At 72.0% G+C, this 19,763-nt stretch carries 19 protein-coding genes; 12 read left to right on the forward strand and 7 right to left on the reverse strand.

Features of this window, described 5'->3' with window-relative positions:
* The first annotated feature begins 104 nt into the window (after positions 1-104).
* Together ACWGH0_RS20445 and ACWGH0_RS20450 are read left to right on the forward strand one after the other, a co-directional pair.
* Positions 105-1,046, forward strand: coding sequence for an NAD-dependent epimerase/dehydratase family protein (locus tag ACWGH0_RS20445; RefSeq protein ID WP_453405591.1), 942 nt, complete (start codon positions 105-107; stop codon positions 1,044-1,046).
* 118 nt (positions 1,047-1,164) lie between these two features.
* Positions 1,165-1,407 (forward strand): hypothetical protein, encoded by a 243-nt coding sequence (locus ACWGH0_RS20450; protein ID WP_453405592.1) that lies wholly within the window; start codon positions 1,165-1,167, stop codon positions 1,405-1,407.
* A 123-nt stretch (positions 1,408-1,530) separates the two neighbouring features.
* Here the strand turns inward: ACWGH0_RS20450 and ACWGH0_RS20455 are convergent, their stop codons facing one another.
* Positions 1,531-2,862: a YncE family protein gene (locus tag ACWGH0_RS20455; protein ID WP_453405593.1), complete on the reverse strand. Its 1,332-nt coding sequence runs from the start codon at positions 2,860-2,862 to the stop codon at positions 1,531-1,533.
* Between the two features lie 220 nt (positions 2,863-3,082).
* On the opposite strand from ACWGH0_RS20455, the gene ACWGH0_RS20460 reads away from it, so the two are divergent.
* The 4 genes from ACWGH0_RS20460 to ACWGH0_RS20475 all read left to right on the forward strand — a co-directional run bounded on the left by ACWGH0_RS20460 (position 3,083) and on the right by ACWGH0_RS20475 (position 6,373).
* On the forward strand, positions 3,083-3,727 hold the full coding sequence (locus ACWGH0_RS20460; protein ID WP_453405594.1) for a TetR/AcrR family transcriptional regulator: 645 nt from the start codon (positions 3,083-3,085) through the stop codon (positions 3,725-3,727).
* A 224-nt stretch (positions 3,728-3,951) separates the two neighbouring features.
* Positions 3,952-4,623 (forward strand): GNAT family N-acetyltransferase, encoded by a 672-nt coding sequence (locus ACWGH0_RS20465; RefSeq protein WP_453405595.1) that lies wholly within the window; start codon positions 3,952-3,954, stop codon positions 4,621-4,623.
* 41 nt (positions 4,624-4,664) lie between these two features.
* On the forward strand, positions 4,665-5,555 hold the full coding sequence (locus ACWGH0_RS20470; protein WP_453405596.1) for a PaaX family transcriptional regulator C-terminal domain-containing protein: 891 nt from the start codon (positions 4,665-4,667) through the stop codon (positions 5,553-5,555).
* A gap of 98 nt (positions 5,556-5,653) precedes the next feature.
* Entirely contained in the window at positions 5,654-6,373 is a 720-nt protein-coding gene (locus tag ACWGH0_RS20475) for a hypothetical protein (protein WP_453405597.1), read from the forward strand.
* A gap of 29 nt (positions 6,374-6,402) precedes the next feature.
* On the opposite strand, the gene ACWGH0_RS20480 is transcribed toward ACWGH0_RS20475, so the two are convergent.
* A complete protein-coding gene (locus ACWGH0_RS20480) occupies positions 6,403-7,926 on the reverse strand; it encodes a hypothetical protein (RefSeq protein ID WP_453405598.1) in 1,524 nt (507 codons plus the stop codon).
* 251 nt (positions 7,927-8,177) lie between these two features.
* On the opposite strand from ACWGH0_RS20480, the gene ACWGH0_RS20485 reads away from it, so the two are divergent.
* The 4 genes from ACWGH0_RS20485 to ACWGH0_RS20500 all read left to right on the forward strand — a co-directional run bounded on the left by ACWGH0_RS20485 (position 8,178) and on the right by ACWGH0_RS20500 (position 11,993).
* The gene (locus tag ACWGH0_RS20485; RefSeq protein ID WP_453405599.1) at positions 8,178-8,546 is read left to right on the forward strand and encodes a hypothetical protein; all 369 of its coding nucleotides are present in this window, start codon (positions 8,178-8,180) and stop codon (positions 8,544-8,546) included.
* Between the two features lie 228 nt (positions 8,547-8,774).
* Positions 8,775-9,149 carry a VOC family protein gene (locus tag ACWGH0_RS20490; protein WP_453405600.1) on the forward strand — a complete coding sequence of 125 codons (375 nt, stop codon included), beginning with the start codon at positions 8,775-8,777 and terminating at the stop codon, positions 9,147-9,149.
* Positions 9,150-9,258: 109 nt separating this feature from the next.
* Complete coding sequence (locus ACWGH0_RS20495) at positions 9,259-11,052, forward strand: hypothetical protein (RefSeq protein WP_453405601.1); 1,794 nt, start codon at positions 9,259-9,261, stop codon at positions 11,050-11,052.
* A 92-nt stretch (positions 11,053-11,144) separates the two neighbouring features.
* Positions 11,145-11,993, forward strand: a complete 849-nt coding sequence (locus ACWGH0_RS20500; RefSeq protein ID WP_453405602.1) for a hypothetical protein — start codon at positions 11,145-11,147, stop codon at positions 11,991-11,993.
* Positions 11,994-12,154: 161 nt separating this feature from the next.
* Here ACWGH0_RS20500 and ACWGH0_RS20505 read toward each other — a convergent pair whose 3' ends face one another.
* The 5 genes from ACWGH0_RS20505 to ACWGH0_RS20525 all read right to left on the reverse strand — a co-directional run bounded on the left by ACWGH0_RS20505 (position 12,155) and on the right by ACWGH0_RS20525 (position 17,695).
* Positions 12,155-13,012, reverse strand: a complete 858-nt coding sequence (locus tag ACWGH0_RS20505) for a geranyl diphosphate 2-C-methyltransferase (RefSeq protein ID WP_453405603.1) — start codon at positions 13,010-13,012, stop codon at positions 12,155-12,157.
* Positions 13,013-13,145: 133 nt separating this feature from the next.
* A complete protein-coding gene (locus tag ACWGH0_RS20510) occupies positions 13,146-14,396 on the reverse strand; it encodes a family 2 encapsulin nanocompartment cargo protein terpene cyclase (RefSeq protein WP_453405604.1) in 1,251 nt (416 codons plus the stop codon).
* A gap of 170 nt (positions 14,397-14,566) precedes the next feature.
* Positions 14,567-15,979, reverse strand: a complete 1,413-nt coding sequence (locus ACWGH0_RS20515) for a family 2B encapsulin nanocompartment shell protein (protein ID WP_453405605.1) — start codon at positions 15,977-15,979, stop codon at positions 14,567-14,569.
* A gap of 226 nt (positions 15,980-16,205) precedes the next feature.
* Positions 16,206-17,003, reverse strand: coding sequence for a class I SAM-dependent methyltransferase (locus ACWGH0_RS20520; protein ID WP_453405606.1), 798 nt, complete (start codon positions 17,001-17,003; stop codon positions 16,206-16,208).
* A gap of 74 nt (positions 17,004-17,077) precedes the next feature.
* Positions 17,078-17,695, reverse strand: coding sequence for a TetR/AcrR family transcriptional regulator (locus ACWGH0_RS20525; RefSeq protein ID WP_453405654.1), 618 nt, complete (start codon positions 17,693-17,695; stop codon positions 17,078-17,080).
* 85 nt (positions 17,696-17,780) lie between these two features.
* On the opposite strand from ACWGH0_RS20525, the gene ACWGH0_RS20530 reads away from it, so the two are divergent.
* Together ACWGH0_RS20530 and ACWGH0_RS20535 are read left to right on the forward strand one after the other, a co-directional pair.
* A complete protein-coding gene (locus tag ACWGH0_RS20530; RefSeq protein ID WP_453405607.1) occupies positions 17,781-18,410 on the forward strand; it encodes a DUF2867 domain-containing protein in 630 nt (209 codons plus the stop codon).
* Positions 18,411-18,526: 116 nt separating this feature from the next.
* Positions 18,527-19,732, forward strand: coding sequence for an amidohydrolase (locus tag ACWGH0_RS20535; RefSeq protein ID WP_453405608.1), 1,206 nt, complete (start codon positions 18,527-18,529; stop codon positions 19,730-19,732).
* Positions 19,733-19,763: the final 31 nt, after the last annotated feature.

Genomic DNA, 19,763 nt, shown 5'->3' on the forward strand with positions numbered 1-19,763 from the left:
CAAGTCCCTCGCCGACTACCTCACCAAGGTCACTCCACCAGCCAACGAGAAACACACAGATACTTAGCCCTTGGATTTCAGGCGCATGACACTAGTGTGCCGACGTGAATCTTCATGTGGTCATAGGATTCGGGCCCGCCGGGGCGGCCACCGCCCGGCTGCTGGCCGAACAGGGTCACTCGGTACGGGTCGTCACCGCGTCGGGCCGCAGCCCGGAGCCGGGCATCGAGCACGTCGCACTCGACGCGGCGGACAGCGAGCGGCTGACCGAGGCCGTACGGGGCGCGGCGGCCATCTACAGCTGTGGCACGCCGCCCCTCCACCGCTGGGCACGTGACTGGCCGCCCCTGACCGCGTCGGTCCGTACGGCGGCCGAGGCGAGCGGGGCCCTCCTGGTCCTGCTGGACAACCTCTTCGGGTACGGCCCGGTGGACGGCCCCCTCACGGAGGATCTGCCACTCGCCGCCACGGGGGCCAAGGGCCGTGTGCGCGCCGCCGCCTGGGAGCAGGCGCGCATCCTGCACGAGCTGGGCCGCATCAGGGCGGTCGAGGTACGGGCCTCCGACTTCTTCGGGCCCGGAGTGACCGGCGGCGGCCACCTGGCGGCGCGGGTCGTGCCGCCGCTGCTGCGCGGCAAGCCCGTCTCCGCGCTCGGTGATCCGCGGGCCCCGCACAGCTGGACGTACATCCCCGACGTGGCCAGGGCCCTGGTCGAGGTCGCGGGCGAGGAGCGCGCCTGGGGCCGCGCCTGGCACGTCCCGACGGCACCGGCCCTGTCCGTCCGGCGGATGGTGGACCTCCTCGCCGCGGAGGCGGGGACGGGCCCGGTCACGGTGCGCGGGCTGCCGCCGGCGCTGTGGGCCGTCGCATCGGTGTTCTCTCCGCTGATGCGCGAACTGCGGGAGGTCCGCTACCAGTTCGACCGTCCGTTCGTCGTCGATTCGAGCGCCTACGAAGACGCGTTCGCCGTACGGGCGACCCCCGTGGAGGAGCAGGTCAAGGCGACGGTGGACTGGTGGCGTGAGCGACTGGGCGCTGCCGGGTGACCTCGCGTGCGGGGGGTTTTGCTCGGGGCGTATGCCCGGTGAATCGGGCAAGATAGCGATTTGATGTCGACACGGCAACGCCCGGTTGCCGGGACTCCCCCGGCCGCGTTGACCGGACATGAACCCGACTTCGTACGCCGGCCTGTACGACGCCTACTGGCTCAGCACCGACAGCGAGTGCCCGTACTGCGTCCGGCTCGCCCAGACCATCGGCCAGCAGCAGCCCACCGCCCCGCCGACGCGGTCGCGGGAGGGCGGTGACGGGAATCCGGCCGGGGAGCAGGTGGGCGGGATGCGGGCGGTGGCGCTCGTCGTCTCGTTGTACCTCGTGCTGGCCGCCGCGGTGGTCACCCTCGCCTGACGGGCGGCCGGACATCGCGCCCATCGCCGAGTGAGTCGGACACCGCCGACGCGCACCCTCCGGTGTCCGGCGGGGCGGCACTCGCGCTGCCGCAGGGACGCCGCCGTACGCCCCGCCTCCGCGTCATCCCCGGCCGGACGGGCCCGCCCAGCTCGCCGGGACATGGGCGAGGCGGACGCGCTGCGGGTGGTCCCCGACGGCAACCGACACAGTCTTCTTCCCGGTGGCGAAGTCGATTGCGGTGACCTGGTCACTGCCGCTCTCGGAGACGACGCACGACTTCCCGTCCCCGCTGACCGTGGCCCAGTACGGCTTGGACGCGGGGACCAGGGGCCCCGCCTCCAGTGTGGCCCGGTCGACGACGGTGGCGTAGTCGTCCATGGTCCCGGCCACGCAGAGTTTGTCGCCCCGGGGGCTCATCGACATGCCGTGGTGGCGCGAGTCGTTGACCCAGCTGGTGCGGTCCTCGTTGGTTCCGGGGTTCTTCGGAAGTGTCTTGACGCGGGTGATGCGGTCACCGGCGACGTCGTACTCCAGGAAGCCGTTGAAGAAGGAGACCTGGAAGTACAACGTGGACTGATCGGGGCTGAAGGCCACCGGGCGCACGGCGTCGCTGAGGTCCTTGCGCCCGAAGGCGTCCAGCCGTGCCCGCATGTCGACGACCTTCACCTGCTGGAAGGTCTCGGCGTCGACGACGGTGATTCTGCGGTCGCCCTTCGTCCAGTCCAGCCAGGGGGCGTCGGTGTCGGTGTTCACCTCGCCGATGGACATGTTCCAGAGGTACCTGCCGCCGTCGGTGAACACGTTCTCGTGCGGCTTGTCGCCCGTCTTGAACGACCCGGCCTCCTTCCCGGTGTCGATGTCGAGCACGTGGACGGTGTTCGAGGTGGACGCCGAAACGGCCACGCGCTTGCCGTCGGGAGACACGGCCATGTGGTCGGAGCGGTAACCGGACACGGGGAAGCGCCACTTGACGGCCCCGCTCGCCAGGTCGATGGAGACGACGTCGGCGAAGCTGGGGCGTGAGACGACCATGGCCGTCCCGTCGGGGGTGGAGTACATGTCGTCGACGAACTGGTCGTGGCCTTCCCCCGGTCCGTTGCGGATGCCGAGGAAGTAGACGAGCTTCACGGGGTTGGTGTAGATCTCCGCGAGGCGCTTCTGCTTGTCGGGGACGACGTTGATCCGCCCGATCTTCGAAAAGGCCCCGCGGGACTCGATCACGTCGGCGGTACCGTCCCAGTTGTTGCCGACGAACAGCACCTCCCGCAGGGCCGACCTGTCCCGGGCGGGGTCCGGCCCGACGGCCGACGCGCCGGTCGCGGTGACCGCGACGAGTATCCCCGCGACGGCGGCAGGCACGAGCCTGCGCCTGCGGCGCGGTGCGCGCGCGGTGTCCGTCGTCCGTGCCGCGGACGCCGGTGTGTGCGCGCGACGGTTCCTGGCTTCGAGCATGGCTTCCTCCGCGGGGCGACTGCTGGGGCGGGTACGGCTATTGCTGTTCTGGGCATGACAAAAGGTCGAAGCGGATCGAGGCGTCCAACCAGCCACCGCCCGCCGCTCAATGTGAAAACGCCGCTCTTCACTTTCGGCTACTTGAAAGTAACGACGGGGCCCAGGTTCCTCAACCCCCGCGACAGGAGAAGATGGCCGGGGGCGCGAGGGAGGGGCATCTGTGAGGGAGCGGCTCAGGCAGTCGACCGGTCGGTACGCGGGCAAGACGGCCGTCGAGCGGCACGCCGAGCGGCGGCAGAGGTTCCTCGACGCGGCGCTGGAGCTCTTCGGCGCAGCCCCGGGTTACCGGGCGTCGACCGTCGCCGCCCTCTGCCAGACGGCCGGCCTCTCGACCCGACAGTTCTACGAGGAGTTCGGCACCCTCGAAGACGTGCTCGCCGCGCTGCACCTCCAGGTCAACGACTGGGCCGAGGACGCCGTTCTGCGCGCCCTCGCCGAGACCGACGGCCTGCCGCTCGCCGAACGCCACGGAGCGGTGTTCCGCGCGTACGCGGCGAGCATCGCCGTGGATCCGCGGCGCATCCGCATGACGTTCACCGAAATCGTCGGCGTCAGCCCCCGCATGGACGAGCAGCGGCTGACCCGCCGGGCGCGCTGGATCGACCTGATGTGCGCCGAGGCGGCGTCGGCCGCCGCGCGGGGCGAGGCCGCGGACCGCGACTACCGCATCGCGGCGGCGGCCTTCATCGGCAGCGTCAACGGCCTGCTGCACGACTGGGCCGCCGGCTGGGTGGACGCCACACTCGACGAGGTCGTCGACGAACTCGTCGGCGTACTGCTGGCGTTGCTGCGCCCAGCCTCCTGACGACGGCGGCCCCCGCATCCGGCGTCCGGCGACACCGCCAGGGTCCCGGCACTTCCTGAACGAGGCGATGCCCGGCCGCCTCTCGGCCTTCCCGTGCGTCACATTGCCGCACTTTTCTAATCTATCAGTCAACGAACGCTCGCGGCACTTACGAACGTAACAGGCTCGATAGTAGAGTGGTGCCCAGCAGACGGAAGACCGCAGCCGAACGAGGAGAAGCGGCCATGACCACTGACTCGACCCCTGACAGGCCCCCGGCCGACGACAGGGACGGGAGCCTCACCGAAGTCGGACCGGTGACCATTCGGCGCGGTGTCCCGGAGGGCGCCGAGGAAGAGGTGGCCGGGCTGTACTGGGAGGCGTTCGGCCGGAAGCTGGGCGCGGCCCTCAACCCCCCGGACGCCGGACGGCGCTTCATCGCCGCGCATCTGCATTCCGACCGGGCCGTGGTGGCGGTCGCCGGCGGTCGGGTGGTGGCCGTCGCCGGTTACCAGATCGACGGCCGGGGCCTGACCGGCGGAGGTGCTGCCGACGTCCTCTCGACGTACGGCCTTTTCAAGGGGATGCCACGGCTCGCGCTGCTGGCCCTGCTCGAACGGACTCCGGCTCCGGGCCAGCTCGTCATGGACGGCATCGCCGTCGCCCAGGGCCTCCGGGGCGCCGGCATCGGCGGTGCGCTGCTGAACGAGGTCTTCCGTGTGGCCGCCGAGCACCGCTGCGAACAGATCCGGCTGGACGTCATCGACGTCAATCCACGGGCCCGCGCCCTGTACGAACGCCACGGCTTCCGCGCGGTCCACACCGAGCAGACGCCGTTCCTGCGCCGCCTGATGGGCTTCGGCGCCGTCACCACCATGCACCGCCCGGTCGCCCCGCAGCCGGGTGCCCGGCCGTGACCGGTCCCGGGGCGCGCCGGCACCGCGCCTATGCTGCGTCCATGCCGGAGACCGCCACAGAGACCACCCCCGAGATCCCCACCCGCGTGCTCGTCCATGCCCTGGTCCGCGAGGACGGCACCGTCGACACCGGTGAGCTGTACACCGTCGCGGGCGCTCTCGGCATGAGCGACCAGCAGGTACGGCTGTGCATCAAACGGCTCGTGGCCGAAGGCCGCTTCACCCACGAGGGCCGGGGCCGCAAGGCGCTGCTGCACGCCACCGCCGACGTCACCGGAGCGCCGGCCCCGGAAGTGGAGTACGTCCGCTACGCCTACGCGCAGGACAGCGGGCACGCGCCCTGGGACGGTGTGTGGCATCTCTTCGCCTTCGCCGTGCCCGAGTCGGCGCGCGCGGCGCGCGACACGTTCCGCGACACACTCCTGAGCCTCGGAGCCGCCGCCGTCCAGGGCGGCCTGTACGTCAGCGCCAACCCGATCGGTGAACAGGTGGAGGCCCAGGCGCGGCGCCTCGGAATCCGCGACGCCCTCACCACGTTCACCAGCGGCGACCTGCGTGTCGGAGCACACCGTGACGCCACCGACATGGCCCGCGCACTGTGGCCGCTGGCCGAGATCGCGGACCGCTACGAACGACTGGCGGCCCTCGCCCAGGCCCGACTCGACCGCCTCGAAGGCGCTGCCGCCACGAACGACACCGACCGGCTGACGATCGCTGTCGAACTGGCCGCGCAGTTCACCCGCGCCATGGAACCCGACCCTCTCCTCCCGCCCGAGCTGCTCCCCCGGCCCTGGGCCGGCGCGCACGCGCGCCGGCTCACCGCCCGATGCTGGACCCAACTCCTCGAACACAGCGCGGTGTCGGGCGGGAACACCGCGAAACCGCGCCTTTTCCGGCTGTACGCCGGCGTGTTCGATCAGGGAACGCGGTGAGTGCCGGGTTTCCCCGGAAACACACCACCCCGTAGGCTGCCGCGCAATGGTCACTGACCATGTCACACCAGCAGTGAACCAGAGAGCGGAAAGGCACCATGATGAATTCCACTGCCACCGGCACACCGGACAGCATCGAAGCCACCACAGCACTCCTTGAGGCGGAGCTTCCCCGCCTGGAGGAGCAGCAGCAGTCGCTGGAGAAGGAACTCGCGGTCGTCACCGAACGGTTGGAGTCCGTCCGTACCGCGCTCAGCGCACTGAAGGCCCTGTCCCTCGCCCCTCTGGCGACGGTCGCCGGCGACGCGCCGGAGACCAGGCCGGCGCCGTCGGCCAGCACCGAGGCCGAGCTCGTCACGGGTCCCAAGGCCGACGCGCTCAACGCCCCGGACGCCAGCGGTGCGCCCGCGGACGAGGCGGCCGCGGAAGCACCCGAGGCCACTGTGGCCCCCACCCGCCGCAAGGCCCGCAAGGCGCCGGCCGGCAGCGCGCGCAAGGAACCGGCGGCCAAGGCGCGCAAGGCCCGCCCCGCCGAGAAGACCGACCGGCCGAAGAGCGCCGCGAAGGCCGGGTCCGCGAAGAAGGCGAAGTCGCCCGCCGCACCGGCCAAGGAGAGCGGCGGCCTGACCGAGCAGGTCGTGGCGATCCTCGCCGAGTCCGGCCGCACCCCCGTGCGGGCCCGCGACGTCGCCCAGGCCCTCGGCCGTGACGAGTCGAGCGGCAGCATCAACGCCGTACGCAGCACACTCGACCGGCTCGTCGCCACCTCCAGGGCTCAGCGCGCCGGCCGCGGCCTCTACCGGGCGCCCGCCAACTGAGCCGCCCCCTCACCGCCGCGCGCCCCCCGTCAGGACCCGTCCGTGCGCGGCACCGCCGCGGCGATCCGGCCCCCGGCGGTGAAGTGGAGGTGGTCGAGGCTTTCGCCGTACGGCCAGTCCTCGGCCCGGTGGAAGCACAGATCGGTGGGGATCGGCGCCCGGCGCAGGTCCGCGACGTGGGAGCCGGCCGGAAGGCCGGCGACCGCGGCCCGCAGCGGGTCCGTGGTGTCCGCCCACTCGTCGACCGGCGCCGGTCGGGTCCAGGGCTCACCGGTGTTCGGGAAGAACCAGGTGGTGGCCCCTGCGAGCGCGCGGCCGAAGTCGGGCGCGCCGGCCGCGTCACGCGCGAGCCGGGCGACGGTCAGCAGCAGGTGCGGAAGCGACTCGGCCAGCAGGGTGAGTTCCGGAAACTCCCGCAGGCCGTGCGGGTCGGTGGGTACCGACACGGCGTAGCCCCACTCGCCGGTGTCCGGGTCGACGCGGATCTGGGCGAGTGCGGTGTCACGGCCGTACACGACCCGGGCGACGGGCCAGTACGTACCGTCGCCGCCCATCATCCGGTGGACCTCGGGGTCCACGGTGTGTTCGGGCACTCCGGGCAGCAGCCGCAGCTCGGGCAGGCCCGCCATGCGCACGCCGCCGATCTCCCGCAGTACCTCGCGGACGTCGGCGGGGACGGGCACCGGCCAGGTGTCCATCTCGGCGTCGTCGCACCCGTCGTGGAGGACGACGAGGCCGGGCAGTTCGGCGGCCAGTGCGCGCAGCTCGGCCACGGCACGCGGGCCGGCGTCGTCGGGGACCCGGTGCCGGCGTGCCCCGCCCCGCAGGAAGTCGCCGCTGACGATGCTGCGGATGAGCAGCGCCCTGCCGCCGCCGGCCAGCCGGAATTCGACTTCGCTGCTGCCGGTGTCGGCGGTGTTGAAGTCCGTCGAGTGGTACGGCTCCCAGCCGACCCCGCACGGGTGGGCGGGCAGCGAGCGCAGGTCGACCACGTCGGTGAGCGAGTCCCCCCGGCCGACGAGAGCCAGCAGTTCGGCGTCCGTCCCGCCGTCCTCGGCGACCGCGACGGTCGGAACGGCCGCGACGAAGACGGCGGGGCGGGTGCGGTCCTCCGCCGCGCCCCCGCCGAGGAGCCGTTCGGTGAGGCCGAGGAGCCAGCCGGTGAACGCCGCGGCCTCCACCGTGGCCTCCGGTTCGCCGTACGGCTGGACCGCGACCACCGGGCCCCAGTCGGAGCGTGCCTCGCCGTCCACACCGACGAGCAGCGAGCCCTCCCCCCGGTACGGTTCGCCCAGGGTCCAGTGACCGTCCGCGAAGGGCCGCCGGACACGGGCACCGCCGCGCGGTCCGAACACGTACGGCAGCCCGTCCGCCTCCAGGCCCCCCGCCTCACGCAGCACCACACGAACCGCCTCCGGTACGGCAACGGGCCACACGTCCATTTCGGCGTCCGTGAACCCGCCGAGCAGTACGACGCCGTCCGGCCGCCGCGCCGCCAGTGCCTTCAGCCCCCGTAGGGCCGCCCGTGCCCGCTCGCCGCTGTCGTCGCTCATGCCGTCCCCGCCCCGTGTTGCCTTCGTTCCCGTCCCGCCCATGATGTGCCGGTCGATGATCAACGCCGACCGCGTCCCCTGTCCAACGGCCACGGCCACCGGCGGCTGTTCCTTCCGGCCGGTGGGCGGTGGCGCTGTCCGACATGCTCAGGTGCGTTAGGCCGGAAAGTCGCTGTGCGAACGGATCGGCGGCCCGTAGAAATGGCTCCTCGGCCTGACTGGCCGCCCGCGATCAGAAGGAGTCACCACAGATGCGTCGCCTTCGTTCCACCTGCATGGCCCTCGCCGGCACGGCAGCGATGTTCGCCCTGACCGCCGCGCCCGCCCAGGCCGCCCCCGGTGACGTCACCACCTCCTGCGCGAGCGTCCTCACACCGGCCGGCTACGTCGACGTCAGCTGGGGCTACAGCAGCAGTTGTGGCACACAGAGCTTCAGTCCGAACATCAAGCAGATAAAGCAGCTCACCGGGCTGCCGATCGGCACCGTGGTGAGCGCGTGCGCCTCGACGTACCAGCCCGCCGGCTGGGTGCAGACCAGCTCGTACTACAGCAGCAGCTGCCGGTACTCCTCGACCCCCAGCTTCAGCAACAACGCCTGGCAGCTCAAGCGCGTCTCCTGATCCAGCAGGGTGGCGCGGCCGCGGCCGGGAGTGTCGTACGGACCGACAGCGCACGACGGTCCGTACGGTACGTCCCGGTGCCCGCGCCGGATTCTCCTGGGCGGCGAGCGACGAGTTTCGCGCTCCGGTCCGGTCCACACTGGTGACGGCCCCTGCCGGGGCTCCTCCCGCCGGGTGGCCGCCGGGCCGGCACGGCCCGCAAGCGCGACGACCGTCCAGGAGGCGATCATGTTCGGTACGACGAAGGCGTTCAGCGGCTTCTCCGTGGACGACATCGAGGCGGCCAAGGCGTTCTACGGCGAGACGCTCGGCATCGGCGTCTCGGAGGAGAACGGCCTGCTCACCCTGCATGTCGCGGGCGACCGGGACATCCTGGTCTACCCCAAGCCCGACCACCGGCCGGCGACGTACACGGTGCTCAACTTCCCCGTGGACGACATCGAGGCGGCCACCGACGAGCTCGCCGCCCGGGGAGTGACCTTCCTGCGCTATGACGACCTGCCGACGGACGAGAGGGGGATCTTCCGCGGCGGAGGCCCCCTGATCGCATGGTTCGCGGACCCCGCGGGCAACGTCCTGTCCGTGCTCCAGGCCCCTTCCTGAGCCCACCCCGGCACGGCGGGAAGAACACTGCCGGTACCGCCCGGCACGTGAGCCCCTATGGCGCGATTACGCCTGTGCCGTCGCCCTACCCGCCCCTATCATCACCCGGATGAGCCAGACGGCGGTTCCTCCCCAGTCGGCGCATGCCCCGGATCCGCACCTGCTCGGCAAGACGCCGGTCGACCCCGCCGTCAGCGAGGCGGGCCGGCTGCTGTGCGCGGGAACGTATCTCGACCCCCGTTTCCGCGACCGGGTCATCGACGAGTTGTACGTGCACGATGAACGCGTCGTCGCGCCCAGCTACGGCATCGACGCGGCCCGCGTCCTCGCCCACGCGCTGCGGGCCCGGCGCGGCGAACTGGGCTGGTCGGCGGCCGTGGTGGGCGTGTGGGCGGGCGCCGCGCTCGCCACCGACGGCTGGTTCCCCACCCGCTGGCTGGTGCCCTGTCTGCTGCTCAGTGCGGCCGCGTGGGCCGTCAGGGCGACCCGCGCCTCCCCGGTACTGCGCGCGCCGGCCCGGCTGCTCCAGTTGTACGCCCGCCTGCTCCTCGGCTCTCTCCTCCTGACCACGGCCATGGCTCCGTTGATCCGCGCCAATCAGGGCGCGGCCGACAACTGGTTCGTGGAGTTCGTCCACGAGACCGTCCGGACGCTCGACCTCCAGTACCGGCTGCTGCCACCGGAATGGCAGTACAGGCTCTACTTCGAGACGTACAGCGACACCTGGCTCCAGTCGTCCTACGCGACCCTCGGGCTGCTCCTGCTGCTCGCGGTGATCGTGGGGCTGCGGAACGAACGGACGGCCAGGACCATGGCGGGGCCGCTCTCCCGTGAGCACTACGCGGACCTCGCCCGCGACCCGGCCGAGCGGTCCGCCGGCCCGCGCCTGCGGCTGCTGCGGGAGCTCATCCGCGGTGAACAGCACTGGCCGCTGGTGATGTACGCGACGGCGAAACCATTCTGCGGCGCGGGTATGCCCTTCCGGCCGTGGCACCTCTCGGTCGAGCTGCGGCCCCGCAGCGACCTCGGTCCCGAAGAGCCGCAGGCCGTGGGCAACGAGGAGATCCTGCGCCGTGTCATCCCGCTGGTGGAGGCGTTGCGCGTACCCTCTCCGCACGGTTCCCCGCGGGCCGCGGCGGCGGTCCTCGACCGCTTGCGCGAACTCGCCGTCGACGAGTGCGTGTTCCTGCCGGTCAGCGGTCTGCGGCGGCGGGAGGACGTGCCGTTCGGCGCCGCGGAGTTCGAGGAGCACCGGGCCGGCGCCGTCGAGGAGGGCGGCGAGAAGCGCCGGCACTTCCTGCGCATCCGGGTCGGCGGGTGGGACGAGGACATCGTCGTCACCGTCTTCGTACGGGTGCACACCCAGGGCGGCATGCTGATGCTGGAGGTCGCGCCGCACGTGCTGCGCCCCGTGCACAGGAAGTTCCAGGAGGCGGACGACACCGCCCCGCCCTTCGGCCGGGACAACGCCGTCGCCCTGTCGCTCCGGGCCCTGGCGGACACGCCGCAGGCCCTGGCGGCGGCCGTGGCGGCGCTCGCGCGCGGGGTGGTCAGCGGCTGGCGCGCGTTGACCGCCGGGTCCGCCCGCAAGCGCCCGGCCGGCCCCGAGACCGCTGTGCGGGAGCTGGGCGCGGACCCGGACGCCTCGCTCTTCCAGGCGATGGACGTCGACCGCTACCTCAAGACCATTCAGGACCGGGTGGCCCGCGGAGTGCAGCTCGCCCTGGACGAAGCCGGCTGGCAGACCGCCGAGTTCGAGCAGAAGGCCGTGCACCTGGGGCAGGGCGCGGTGTACATCGGGTCGGTGCACCACAGTGCCGTCGGGATCGGTGACGGCAACAGTGTCAGTGCGTCGGCCGGTGGAGCGGACGGAGAGAGGGGTCCCAAGCGTGCGAAGACCTGACAGCGAGCGGTGCCCTGGGCGCATGGGCCGCGCGGGGGCCCGGGCCGGCGGCGTGCGCGCCGCCGGACACTCCGCCGTACGGGGCGGCTGACGTGCCGTCGGCGGCCCGGTGGAACGCGGGTGACCAGCGCTGGGAGTTCCACGACCAGGACTCGGCGGCGGAGGCCGGGGGTCCGCCGCCGCAGGACCTCGCCGAGAGCGCGGGCCAAGCTTCGGCACCGTTACCGTCACCGGGCGCGGACGGCGGCCCCTCAGGAGCACGGCGGTCCCTGACCCGGCCGCCCGTACCGTGGCAGCCGCCGCCTCCGGTGCCGACCGGCCTGCGCGCGAGGCTCCGCGTTCCGCGCCCCCCGTTCGCGCGCCTGCCGCTGGCGCTCGGCACGGCGGTCCTCCTCGTCGCCGCCGGGCTGTGGTTCGTGTCGGGCGACGGCGACGGCGACGGACCGGGCGAGGCCGCCGGCACCTCACCGACCGCCTCCCTCACGGCTCCCGGCGGCTACCGCCTCGCCGCCGGCCCCGACGGTTCCGCCATGGCCGTGCCGGCGGAGTGGACGTCACGGCTCAGGGACGACACCCATGTCCACGCGAGCCGGGACTTCGACGCGTACGTCGAAGTCGGCCGCACCTCGGGCCTCCTGAGCAACCTCGACATGGCACGGGCGTTCTCGCAGGGCGTCCGCTCGGTGTGGCCCGGGTACGTCGAGAGGTCGCTCGCACCCGTCGGTGAAGGCCCCCGGGCGGCCGCCGAGGTCGACTTCGAGTACGACGACACCACCTCGGGGAGCAGGCGGCGCGGTCTCTACCGCGTCTTCACCGCGCCCAACGGCACGGCGTACGAGGTGCAGGCGGCGGGTCCGAGCACCGAATGGCCCCGCCAGCGTCAGGTCATGGACACGCTGCTGTCGACGTTCCACCTGCCGGCGGCCTCCCCGTCGCCGTGAGCAGCGGCCTGCCGTGCGGGTGTCGTGCGGGGGCCCGCAGGCCCCCGGTCAGGACGCAGTCCCGCATCGACACGCCCAAGCCCCTCGCCCGGCCGGGACCCGGAACGGCGGGTGCGCGGCACGGCACGTCGTCCGGCCGCGCACCCTGTTCATCCGGTGACTCAGACCTTGTCGGCCGCGATCAGCAGGTACTGGAAGCTGCCGTCCTTGTACGCGTCGAGGAACGCCTTCTCGATGCCGGTCGCCAGCGGGGACTTGGCGCGCAGTTCCCAGTAGGGGATCGTCGCGGCGGTCAGGTCGACGACGCTGACCGGGACGAGGCGGTTGGCGGCCATCTCCTTGAAGTAGCTGCTGCGGGGGTGGATGTTGCAGATGTAGTGGGCGTTGATCTCGCTCACGGCCCGGGACGGCAGGCCGTAGGCGTCGTTGTAGCACCCGGTAATGGTGACGTAGCGGCCACCGTGCTTGAGGAGCCTGGCGTACTCGGGGAACAGGACGGCCAGGTCGACGTACATGGTGCTCTCGTTGTTCCAGATGGCCTGGAGACTGTCACTCTCGAAGCCGGTGTGCAGCATGTTCTTCAGGTGGAAACGCACCTTGTCGTCCACGCCGCGTTCCTTGGCCTGGCCGTTGGCGAAGGCGACCTGCGTTTCCGAGATGGAGACGCCGTCGACCTGGCACCCGAAGCGGCTGTGGGCGACGAAGCTGCTGCCGCCGCGGCCCGATCCGGAGTCCATGACGCGGTCCTCGGGGGTGAGGTCGCCGAGGTGGCTCATCAGCAGGTCGGCCTGGGCGCATTCGAGCCGGTGGAGTTCGGCGGTGAGGCGCTGCTGACGGGTCTCCTCGGGGCCGTCGAGGACGGACCAGTTGACGTCACCGATGCCGTAGTGGTGGTGGTAGATGCCGTCGACCTCGCCGAGGCGGAGGTTGACGGGGTTTTTCTCCTGGTTCCAGTAGTTGGCGACGGACTTCTGGTAGAGGCTGCGCAGGGGGTGCGGGGCGGTCTGCTGAACGGTCACAAGTGTTCTCCTTCGTTACGGAATGCAGGACATTGCACGGAATGCACGGAACGTATGGGCTGTACGGGCCGCCGGAGCCCGGACCGGCCGGACGGGCGGGCATCGCGGGCGCGGGTGGTGTGGTGACACACCGTCAGGTGGCTTGGGTGTAGCGGGGGCTGGTGGCGTGCCACTGCTTACTGCCGCCCATCCACGCCCACAGACCGGCCAGGTAGCGGCGCAGTTGGGGGGAGCCGGCCGCTGCCAGCACGGCGCAGTCGGCCTCGACGGTGTGCATGAGTTCGTCGTGGATGGCGGCGGTGCGGTCGACGGCTTCCTGGAGGGAGCAGCCGTCCTCGGCGGCGATGAGGTTGGGCAGGTTCGTGTCGCCCGGGTCCTCCTTGGCCATCGAGTACACGTCGTTGAGCAGCACATTGGCCATGCCCGCGTAGAGGTAGGTGCGGCGCACGGTGGGATCGGCGAACTCGTGGGCCGGCAGTTCGTAGCCGCCCACCGGGTCGATCAGCACCATGCAGGGGTAGAAGGCGTTCTCGTACCGGTGCAGCAGGTACTCCCACACGGCGGGCCTGCGCTCGCTGCTGCGCCATTCGGCTTCCTGCCCGTACCCGACGAACATGACGGCCAGTTCGTGGCGCAGCCGGGCCATCTGCGTGGTGCTGGCGATCTCCGACAGATGGGCGAGACTGGAACGGAAGGCACGCAGGACGGGCTGCTGCCGGACGACTTCCTCGAACTGCGCGAGGTAGCGGGCGGGCAGCCGTACGGGGTCGACCACCGCCTGGGCCATGGCGAGCCGGGAGCCCAGGAGTTCCGGCTCGGTGTCGTCGCCCTCGTCGACCCAGTGGTCGTCTACGGACCATTCGGCCAGTCCGCAGCGGGCAGCGGCCATCAGGCGGTCGGGATCGTCGCAGTCGGGGTGCGCCAGCATGAACAGCTGCCCGAACTGGTGCGAGCGCAGGCGTTCCAGGCGGCCGGTGAAGATGCCGATCTCCTCCGCCCAGTCGACCAGGCGGTTGTTGACCTCCTCCCCCAGGGCCGGGTCGTCCCGCACCGCGTCGGGGCAGTACAGGGCCGGGATCCGCACCGCCGCCCCGTCACCGTCCGGGGACTCCCGAGGGCCGGACTCGGAGGGCTCCTCCGGCCGGGCGGGCCGTGCCGTTTGAGGGGCGTCGGCCGGTGCGAGCGAGCGGAAGGCGCGGGCGGCGGCCGTACCCAGTCCCGCCGGTCCTGCCAGCAGGCGTTCGAGCTCCGTGGGCGAGGGCGGCGCCGTCGGGAGGTGCTCGGTCGTACGGGGCGCCGGTGCGGCGGGCAGGACCGGTGGGCGGGCGGCCGGGGGCCCGTTCCACGTCCACGGAGGGACACCGGCGCCACTGGTTCGGGGCATGCGGGGAGTGCCTTTCGGGTCGGGTGGGCGCGAGCGCCTGCGGGGGGGGTGGGTGAGGCGCGCGGGAGATACCCGGCGTGGGGTCGTTCCCGGGCGCGGTGCGAACCGGTGGCCGGGGTGCGAACCGGTGGCGTCGGCGGCGGGCCCCGGTCGGTGCCTGCCGGTTTCCGTCAGCGCCAGCGGCCGACTTCGACGTTCTCCAGGACGCCGAGGGCGTCGGGCACCAGGATCGCGGCGGAGTAGTAGGCGGTGACGAGGTAGGAGATGATCGCCTGCTCGTCGATGCCCATGAACCGCACGGACAGACTGGGTTCGATCTCGTCCGGGATGCCCGACTGGCGCAGCCCGATCACGCCCTGGTCGTCCTCGCCCGTGCGCATGCACAGGATCGAGGTCGTACGGGCCTCGCTGACAGGGATCTTCCCGCACGGGTAGATCGGCACACCGCGCCAGGAGGGGATCCGGTGGCCCCCTACGTCGACCGGCTCCAGGAGCAGGCCGCGCCTGCTGCACTCGCGGCCGAACGCGGCGATGGCCCGTGGGTGGGCGAGGAAGAACTTGTTGCCGCGCCGCCTGGAGAGCAGTTCGTCCATGTCGTCGGGGCTGGGCGCCCCGTCGTGGGGCTGGATGCGCTGCGCGTAGTCGCAGTTGCTGAGCAGACCGAACTCGCGGTTGTTGACGAGCTCGTACTCCTGACGCTCGCGCAGCGCCTCCAGTGTGAGGCGGAGCTGCTGCTCGGTCTGGTTCATCGGGTCGTTGTAGAGGTCGGCGACGCGGCTGTGGACCTTCAGGACGGTCTGGGCGATGGAGAGTTCGTACTCGCGCGGCTCGGGGTCGTAGTCGACGAACGTGTGCGGTACGCGCGGTTCGCCCACGTGTCCGGCCGCGAGGTCGATGGCCGCCTCGCCGTGCTGGTTGGTGCGCCGGCGCGGGAGCGCCGCGACCGCGCGCAGGTGGCCGCCGAGCGACGGGCTGCGCGCGGCGAGTTCGTCGATGTCGCTCTTGGGGAGCACCAGCACGGTGCAGGCGGTGGTGGCGCGGAACGTGCACTCCCAGGCCGGGTCCTGTTCGGTCAGGCACCGGTCACCGAAGTAGGCGCCGTCGGCCAGGAATCCGAGCACCGAGTCCGCGCCGTACGGTCCGCTGCCCACCTTGTCCACGCGCCCGTGAGCCAGCAGGAAGACGCGGTCCTGGCGTTCGCCGGCCCGGGCCAGCACGGTGCCGGGCGCGCAGTCGATCTGCTCGCAGCGGCCCGCCAGTTCACCGAGCACCGCGTCGTCGTCGTAGTCCCTGAGCGCCGGCAGTTCTCCCAGTTCGGCCGGGATGACGGCGACCCGCCCACCGGTCTGCACGAACGTCACCCGCCCGTCGCCCACGGCATGGCTCAGCCGCCGGTTCACCCGGTAGGTGCCGGCCTGCACGTCCACCCAGGGCAGCATCCGCAGCAGCCACCGCGAGGAGGTCTCCTGCATCTGGGGAACGGACTTGGTGGTCGTCGCCAGGTTCCGCGCGGCGGCCGTCGCGAGGCTCTGCTGCGCGGGCGCCTGTGCCGGTGCGGCATCACGGTCGGCTTCAACGGTCATGTGCGATCCTCTGCTCACCAGTGGGTACGCCGACTTACACTCCCTGGGCAGCACTTCGTTTGTCATCACACGAAAGAAGGCGAATGTCCCCTTCCGTGTGGGGTAGCCGCACCGCCGTGTCGTTTCTTCGCACACATGTCCAGGTGTCGAGGGCCTTCCAGTCACCGGCGCGGGCCCGGTCCCGCCGCGTCCGCCGTCGCTAACGGCACCTTCCGCCCGGCATCGGTCAGGGACGCGGCCCGGGGTCGCGGCGTACGCTCAGGAGGTCCTGGGTGTGGGCGATGGTGTACGTGCCGTCCGGCCCGGCGAAGTGCCTGTCGACGTACGCGGCGAGGGCGGCCCGGGAGGGCAGCGGATCGACGTCGCGCAGCGTGGGGACGTTGAGCATGAACTCGGCCACGTCCAGGGCCTCGGCCGGGTGCGAGGTCCGGTAGTGGACGCGGAGTGTCTCGATGGTGCAGTCGACCGCCTGGTCGCCTCCGTGCTCCCTCAGCCGGTGGGCCAGGGGCCGCAGGTCGAAGCGCGCGCCGGTGAAGTGCTCGACCATGCGCATGCATCCGCTGCCGGGGTTCTGCAGCATGACCAGCAGTGTGCCGCCGGGCGCCAGCCACCCCAGCACGCGCCGCACCGTGGGCAGCCAGCGGTCCTGGGGCAGGTAGTACAGGACGTGGGAGAGGAGCGCGAGGTCCGCCTCCTCCCGGAAGTCGGCCCTTTCGACGGTCTCGGGCACGACGTGGGCGTACGCGCACGTCTCACGGAGCTTCTCGCCGAGCGCCGGGTTCGGTTCGACGGCGACTGTCCGCTCGAAGTGCTGCCCCACGTGGGCGGTGGTCACCCCCTCGCCGGCGCCGACGTCGAGGAACAGCCGTCGCCGCTCCAGGCCGGCGATGATTCCGGCGAGCCGTGCGTGCGTACGGCTCTTCTCGTCCGTCCCCGCCAGGAACAGTTCGAACGCCCGACGGTACGCGGCACCCGACACGTCCAGCACGTTCACGGGACGGGAGTCCGCGGACAGCAACGACATCGCACCGGCCCTGTCGGTCGTCGGTCACCACCTGGAGGGCCCACACCACCCGATCGTGGGACCGCGACGGAGGATTAACGTTCCTGTTCGCGTGTCGCGGCGGGCGGTGTGTCCGGCGCCTCCGCGGTGGCCCCGTGCGACGGCGGGCGCAGGAGGTGTTCTCCGGCGAGCTGGACGGCTTCGAGCCGGGTGTGCCCCGGGTGGTCCACGACCATGAAGTGGCGTCCGATGGCGAGCCCGAAGGCCAGGACGCTGCGCGCCTCGATGTCGTCCGGGTCGGTGAGGAAGGTGCCGAACATCTGCCGCAGGAAGTCCATGCGCTCGTTGTCGATGCGCCGCAGGCGCGCCGCGACGGACGGGTCGTGGCGGGCCCAGGCCCGGACCGCGAGGTCGATCCGGTGGAACTCCTCCGAGAACGTCAGCCGGCCGACGCGCCGGATGCGGTCGGCCGCGTCGCCGCCTTCGGCCCCGACCTGGGCGAGGATCTCCCTGGTGCAGCGGCGTTCCCACTCGTCGAGCATCTCCGTGAGCAGGGCGGGCCGGCCGTCGAAGTAACCGTAGAAGCCGCCCTTGGTGACGCCCAGCCGGGTGGCGAGCGTCTCGACGCGCACCGCGTCGGGGCCGCCGTCGGCGAGGGCTTCGAGGCCCGCTTCCACCCAGCGGCCTCGTGGTGTGCGGGGCACGGCAGGAATCTCGCCACCTCCGGTGTTCGATCCGACGTTTGTACGTTACCGTACACATCAAATGTACGGTGGCGTACAAACGAGGGGGCCGACCGTGACACGACTGGCGACATCAACCCACACCGAGCTTCCGTGGCGTATCCACGCCCTCACGGAGGACTTCTCCGTCGCGGACGTGTGGTCGTTCCGCACTCCCGGGGCCGGGCCGGACGACTTCCGCACGATGCTCGCGGCGATGCGGGCCGCCGGGAAGACCTCGCAGCAACCCAGCCCGGTGCGGTTCCTGTTCGCCGTCAGGTGGAAGCTGGGTGCGCTCCTCGGCTGGGACAAGCCCGCCGCGGGCGTCGGCGGACGCGTCGCCTCCCTCCGCGAGCGCCTGCCCGACGACCTCCGTGACGCTCCCCGGGGCCCGGACGACGAGAACATGCCCCTGAAGGCGGTGTACGAGCTCCCCACGGAGGCGGCCCGCGAGCTGGCGAACAGCACCGTGCACACCGTGATGCACCTCGGCTGGGTCCGGGGGCCGCACGGCGCTCACGAGTTGCGGATGGCCGTCCTGGTCAAACCCAACGGACGGTTCGGGCGGCTCTACATGGCCGCCATCGCGCCCTTCCGCCACCTCGTCGTCTATCCGGCCCTGACCCGGCAGTGGGAGCGCGCCTGGCGCGACCGCGGCCGGGTGAACCAGCCCTCGCCGGCAGCAGGCGGGAACGAGCCCGTCTGAGTCAGCCCTCCCCCGGCCCCGACGGGTGGGAATCGCGACCGCCGGCAGGTATCGGGCGGGCCAGTACGTGGAACTCGTGCGATGCGCAGCAAGCGCCCAGGATCGAGGAGGCCCACGTGTCGCAGAGTTCGGATTCCCTGTACGCCCGCATCGGGGAGGAGGTGGCCGCTCGCGCGGACCGGCTCTGGGACGTGAGCCTCGCCCTGCACCGGGAACCGGAGACGGCCTACGAGGAGCACCGGGCGGCCTGTCTGCTGGCGGGCGAACTCGAACGGGAGGGGTTCGAGGTGGAGCGCGGGGCGGCGGGCCTGCCGACCGCGTTCGTCGCTCGTACGGGCACGGCCGCCGTGCCGGGCACGGGGCCCCGTGTGGCCCTGCTGATGGAGTACGACGCGTTGCCGCTGCTCGGGCACGCGTGCGGCCACAACCTGATCGCGTCGGCCGGCCTGGGAGCGGCACTCGCCGTACGGGCCGCCCTCGGTGAGGTCGACGGCACGCTGCTGGCCGTCGGGACGCCGGCGGAGGAGCGCGGCGGCGGCAAGGTCGTGGAGGTGCAGGCCGGACTGTTCGACGGCGTGGACGCGGCGCTGATGTTCCACCCGGGCGTCTACGACTGGTCCTGGGCCCCGCTGACCGCCAGCGCGCAGGTCCGCGTGGGCTTCCACGGGCGCGCCGCGCACCCCACCGGCAGCCCGACCGAGGGGATCGACGCGCTGGGGGCCCTGATCCAGCTCTTCAACACGCTCGGCGTACTGGACCGGCGGCTGCCCGGCGGATCCCACATCCAGGGCATCGTGACGGACGGCGGCCGGGCCACCAACATCGTGCCGGAGTACGCGGAGGGCCTGTTCGGGCTGCGCGGAGCGACCACGTCGGCGCTTGAAGTTTTGGTGGAGGAGTTGCGCTCGTGCGCGCGGGGGGTGGCGCTGGCCACCCGTACACGGGTCGAGGTGACCGATGTCGGCGGCCGGTACGAGCACTTCCGGGACAACGACGTGCTGTCCGGACTGTTCACCCGCCACCTGGGCCGGGCCGGCATCCGGTTGTCGGAGCCCGAACCGGGTGTGTACCTGGGGTCGTCGGACATCGGGAACGTCAGCACGCGGGCGCCGGCGATCCACCCGTTCGTGGCGATCATGGGTGCGGACGGGTCCGACCACACCCCCGAGTTCGCGGAGGCGGCCGGCGGGCCCCGGGGGCGTCAGGTGATGCTGGCCGCCGCACAGGCCCTGGCGTGCACCGCGGCGGATGTCCTGCTGCGCCCGGACGTGCGGGAAACGGCCTGGGACTCGTTCCGGCGGAAGGCCGCCGCCGGGTTGTGACGACCGTACGCGCGGCCCGCCGCTGCCCGGG

Source organism: Streptomyces sp. NPDC054887 (assembly GCF_053610585.1).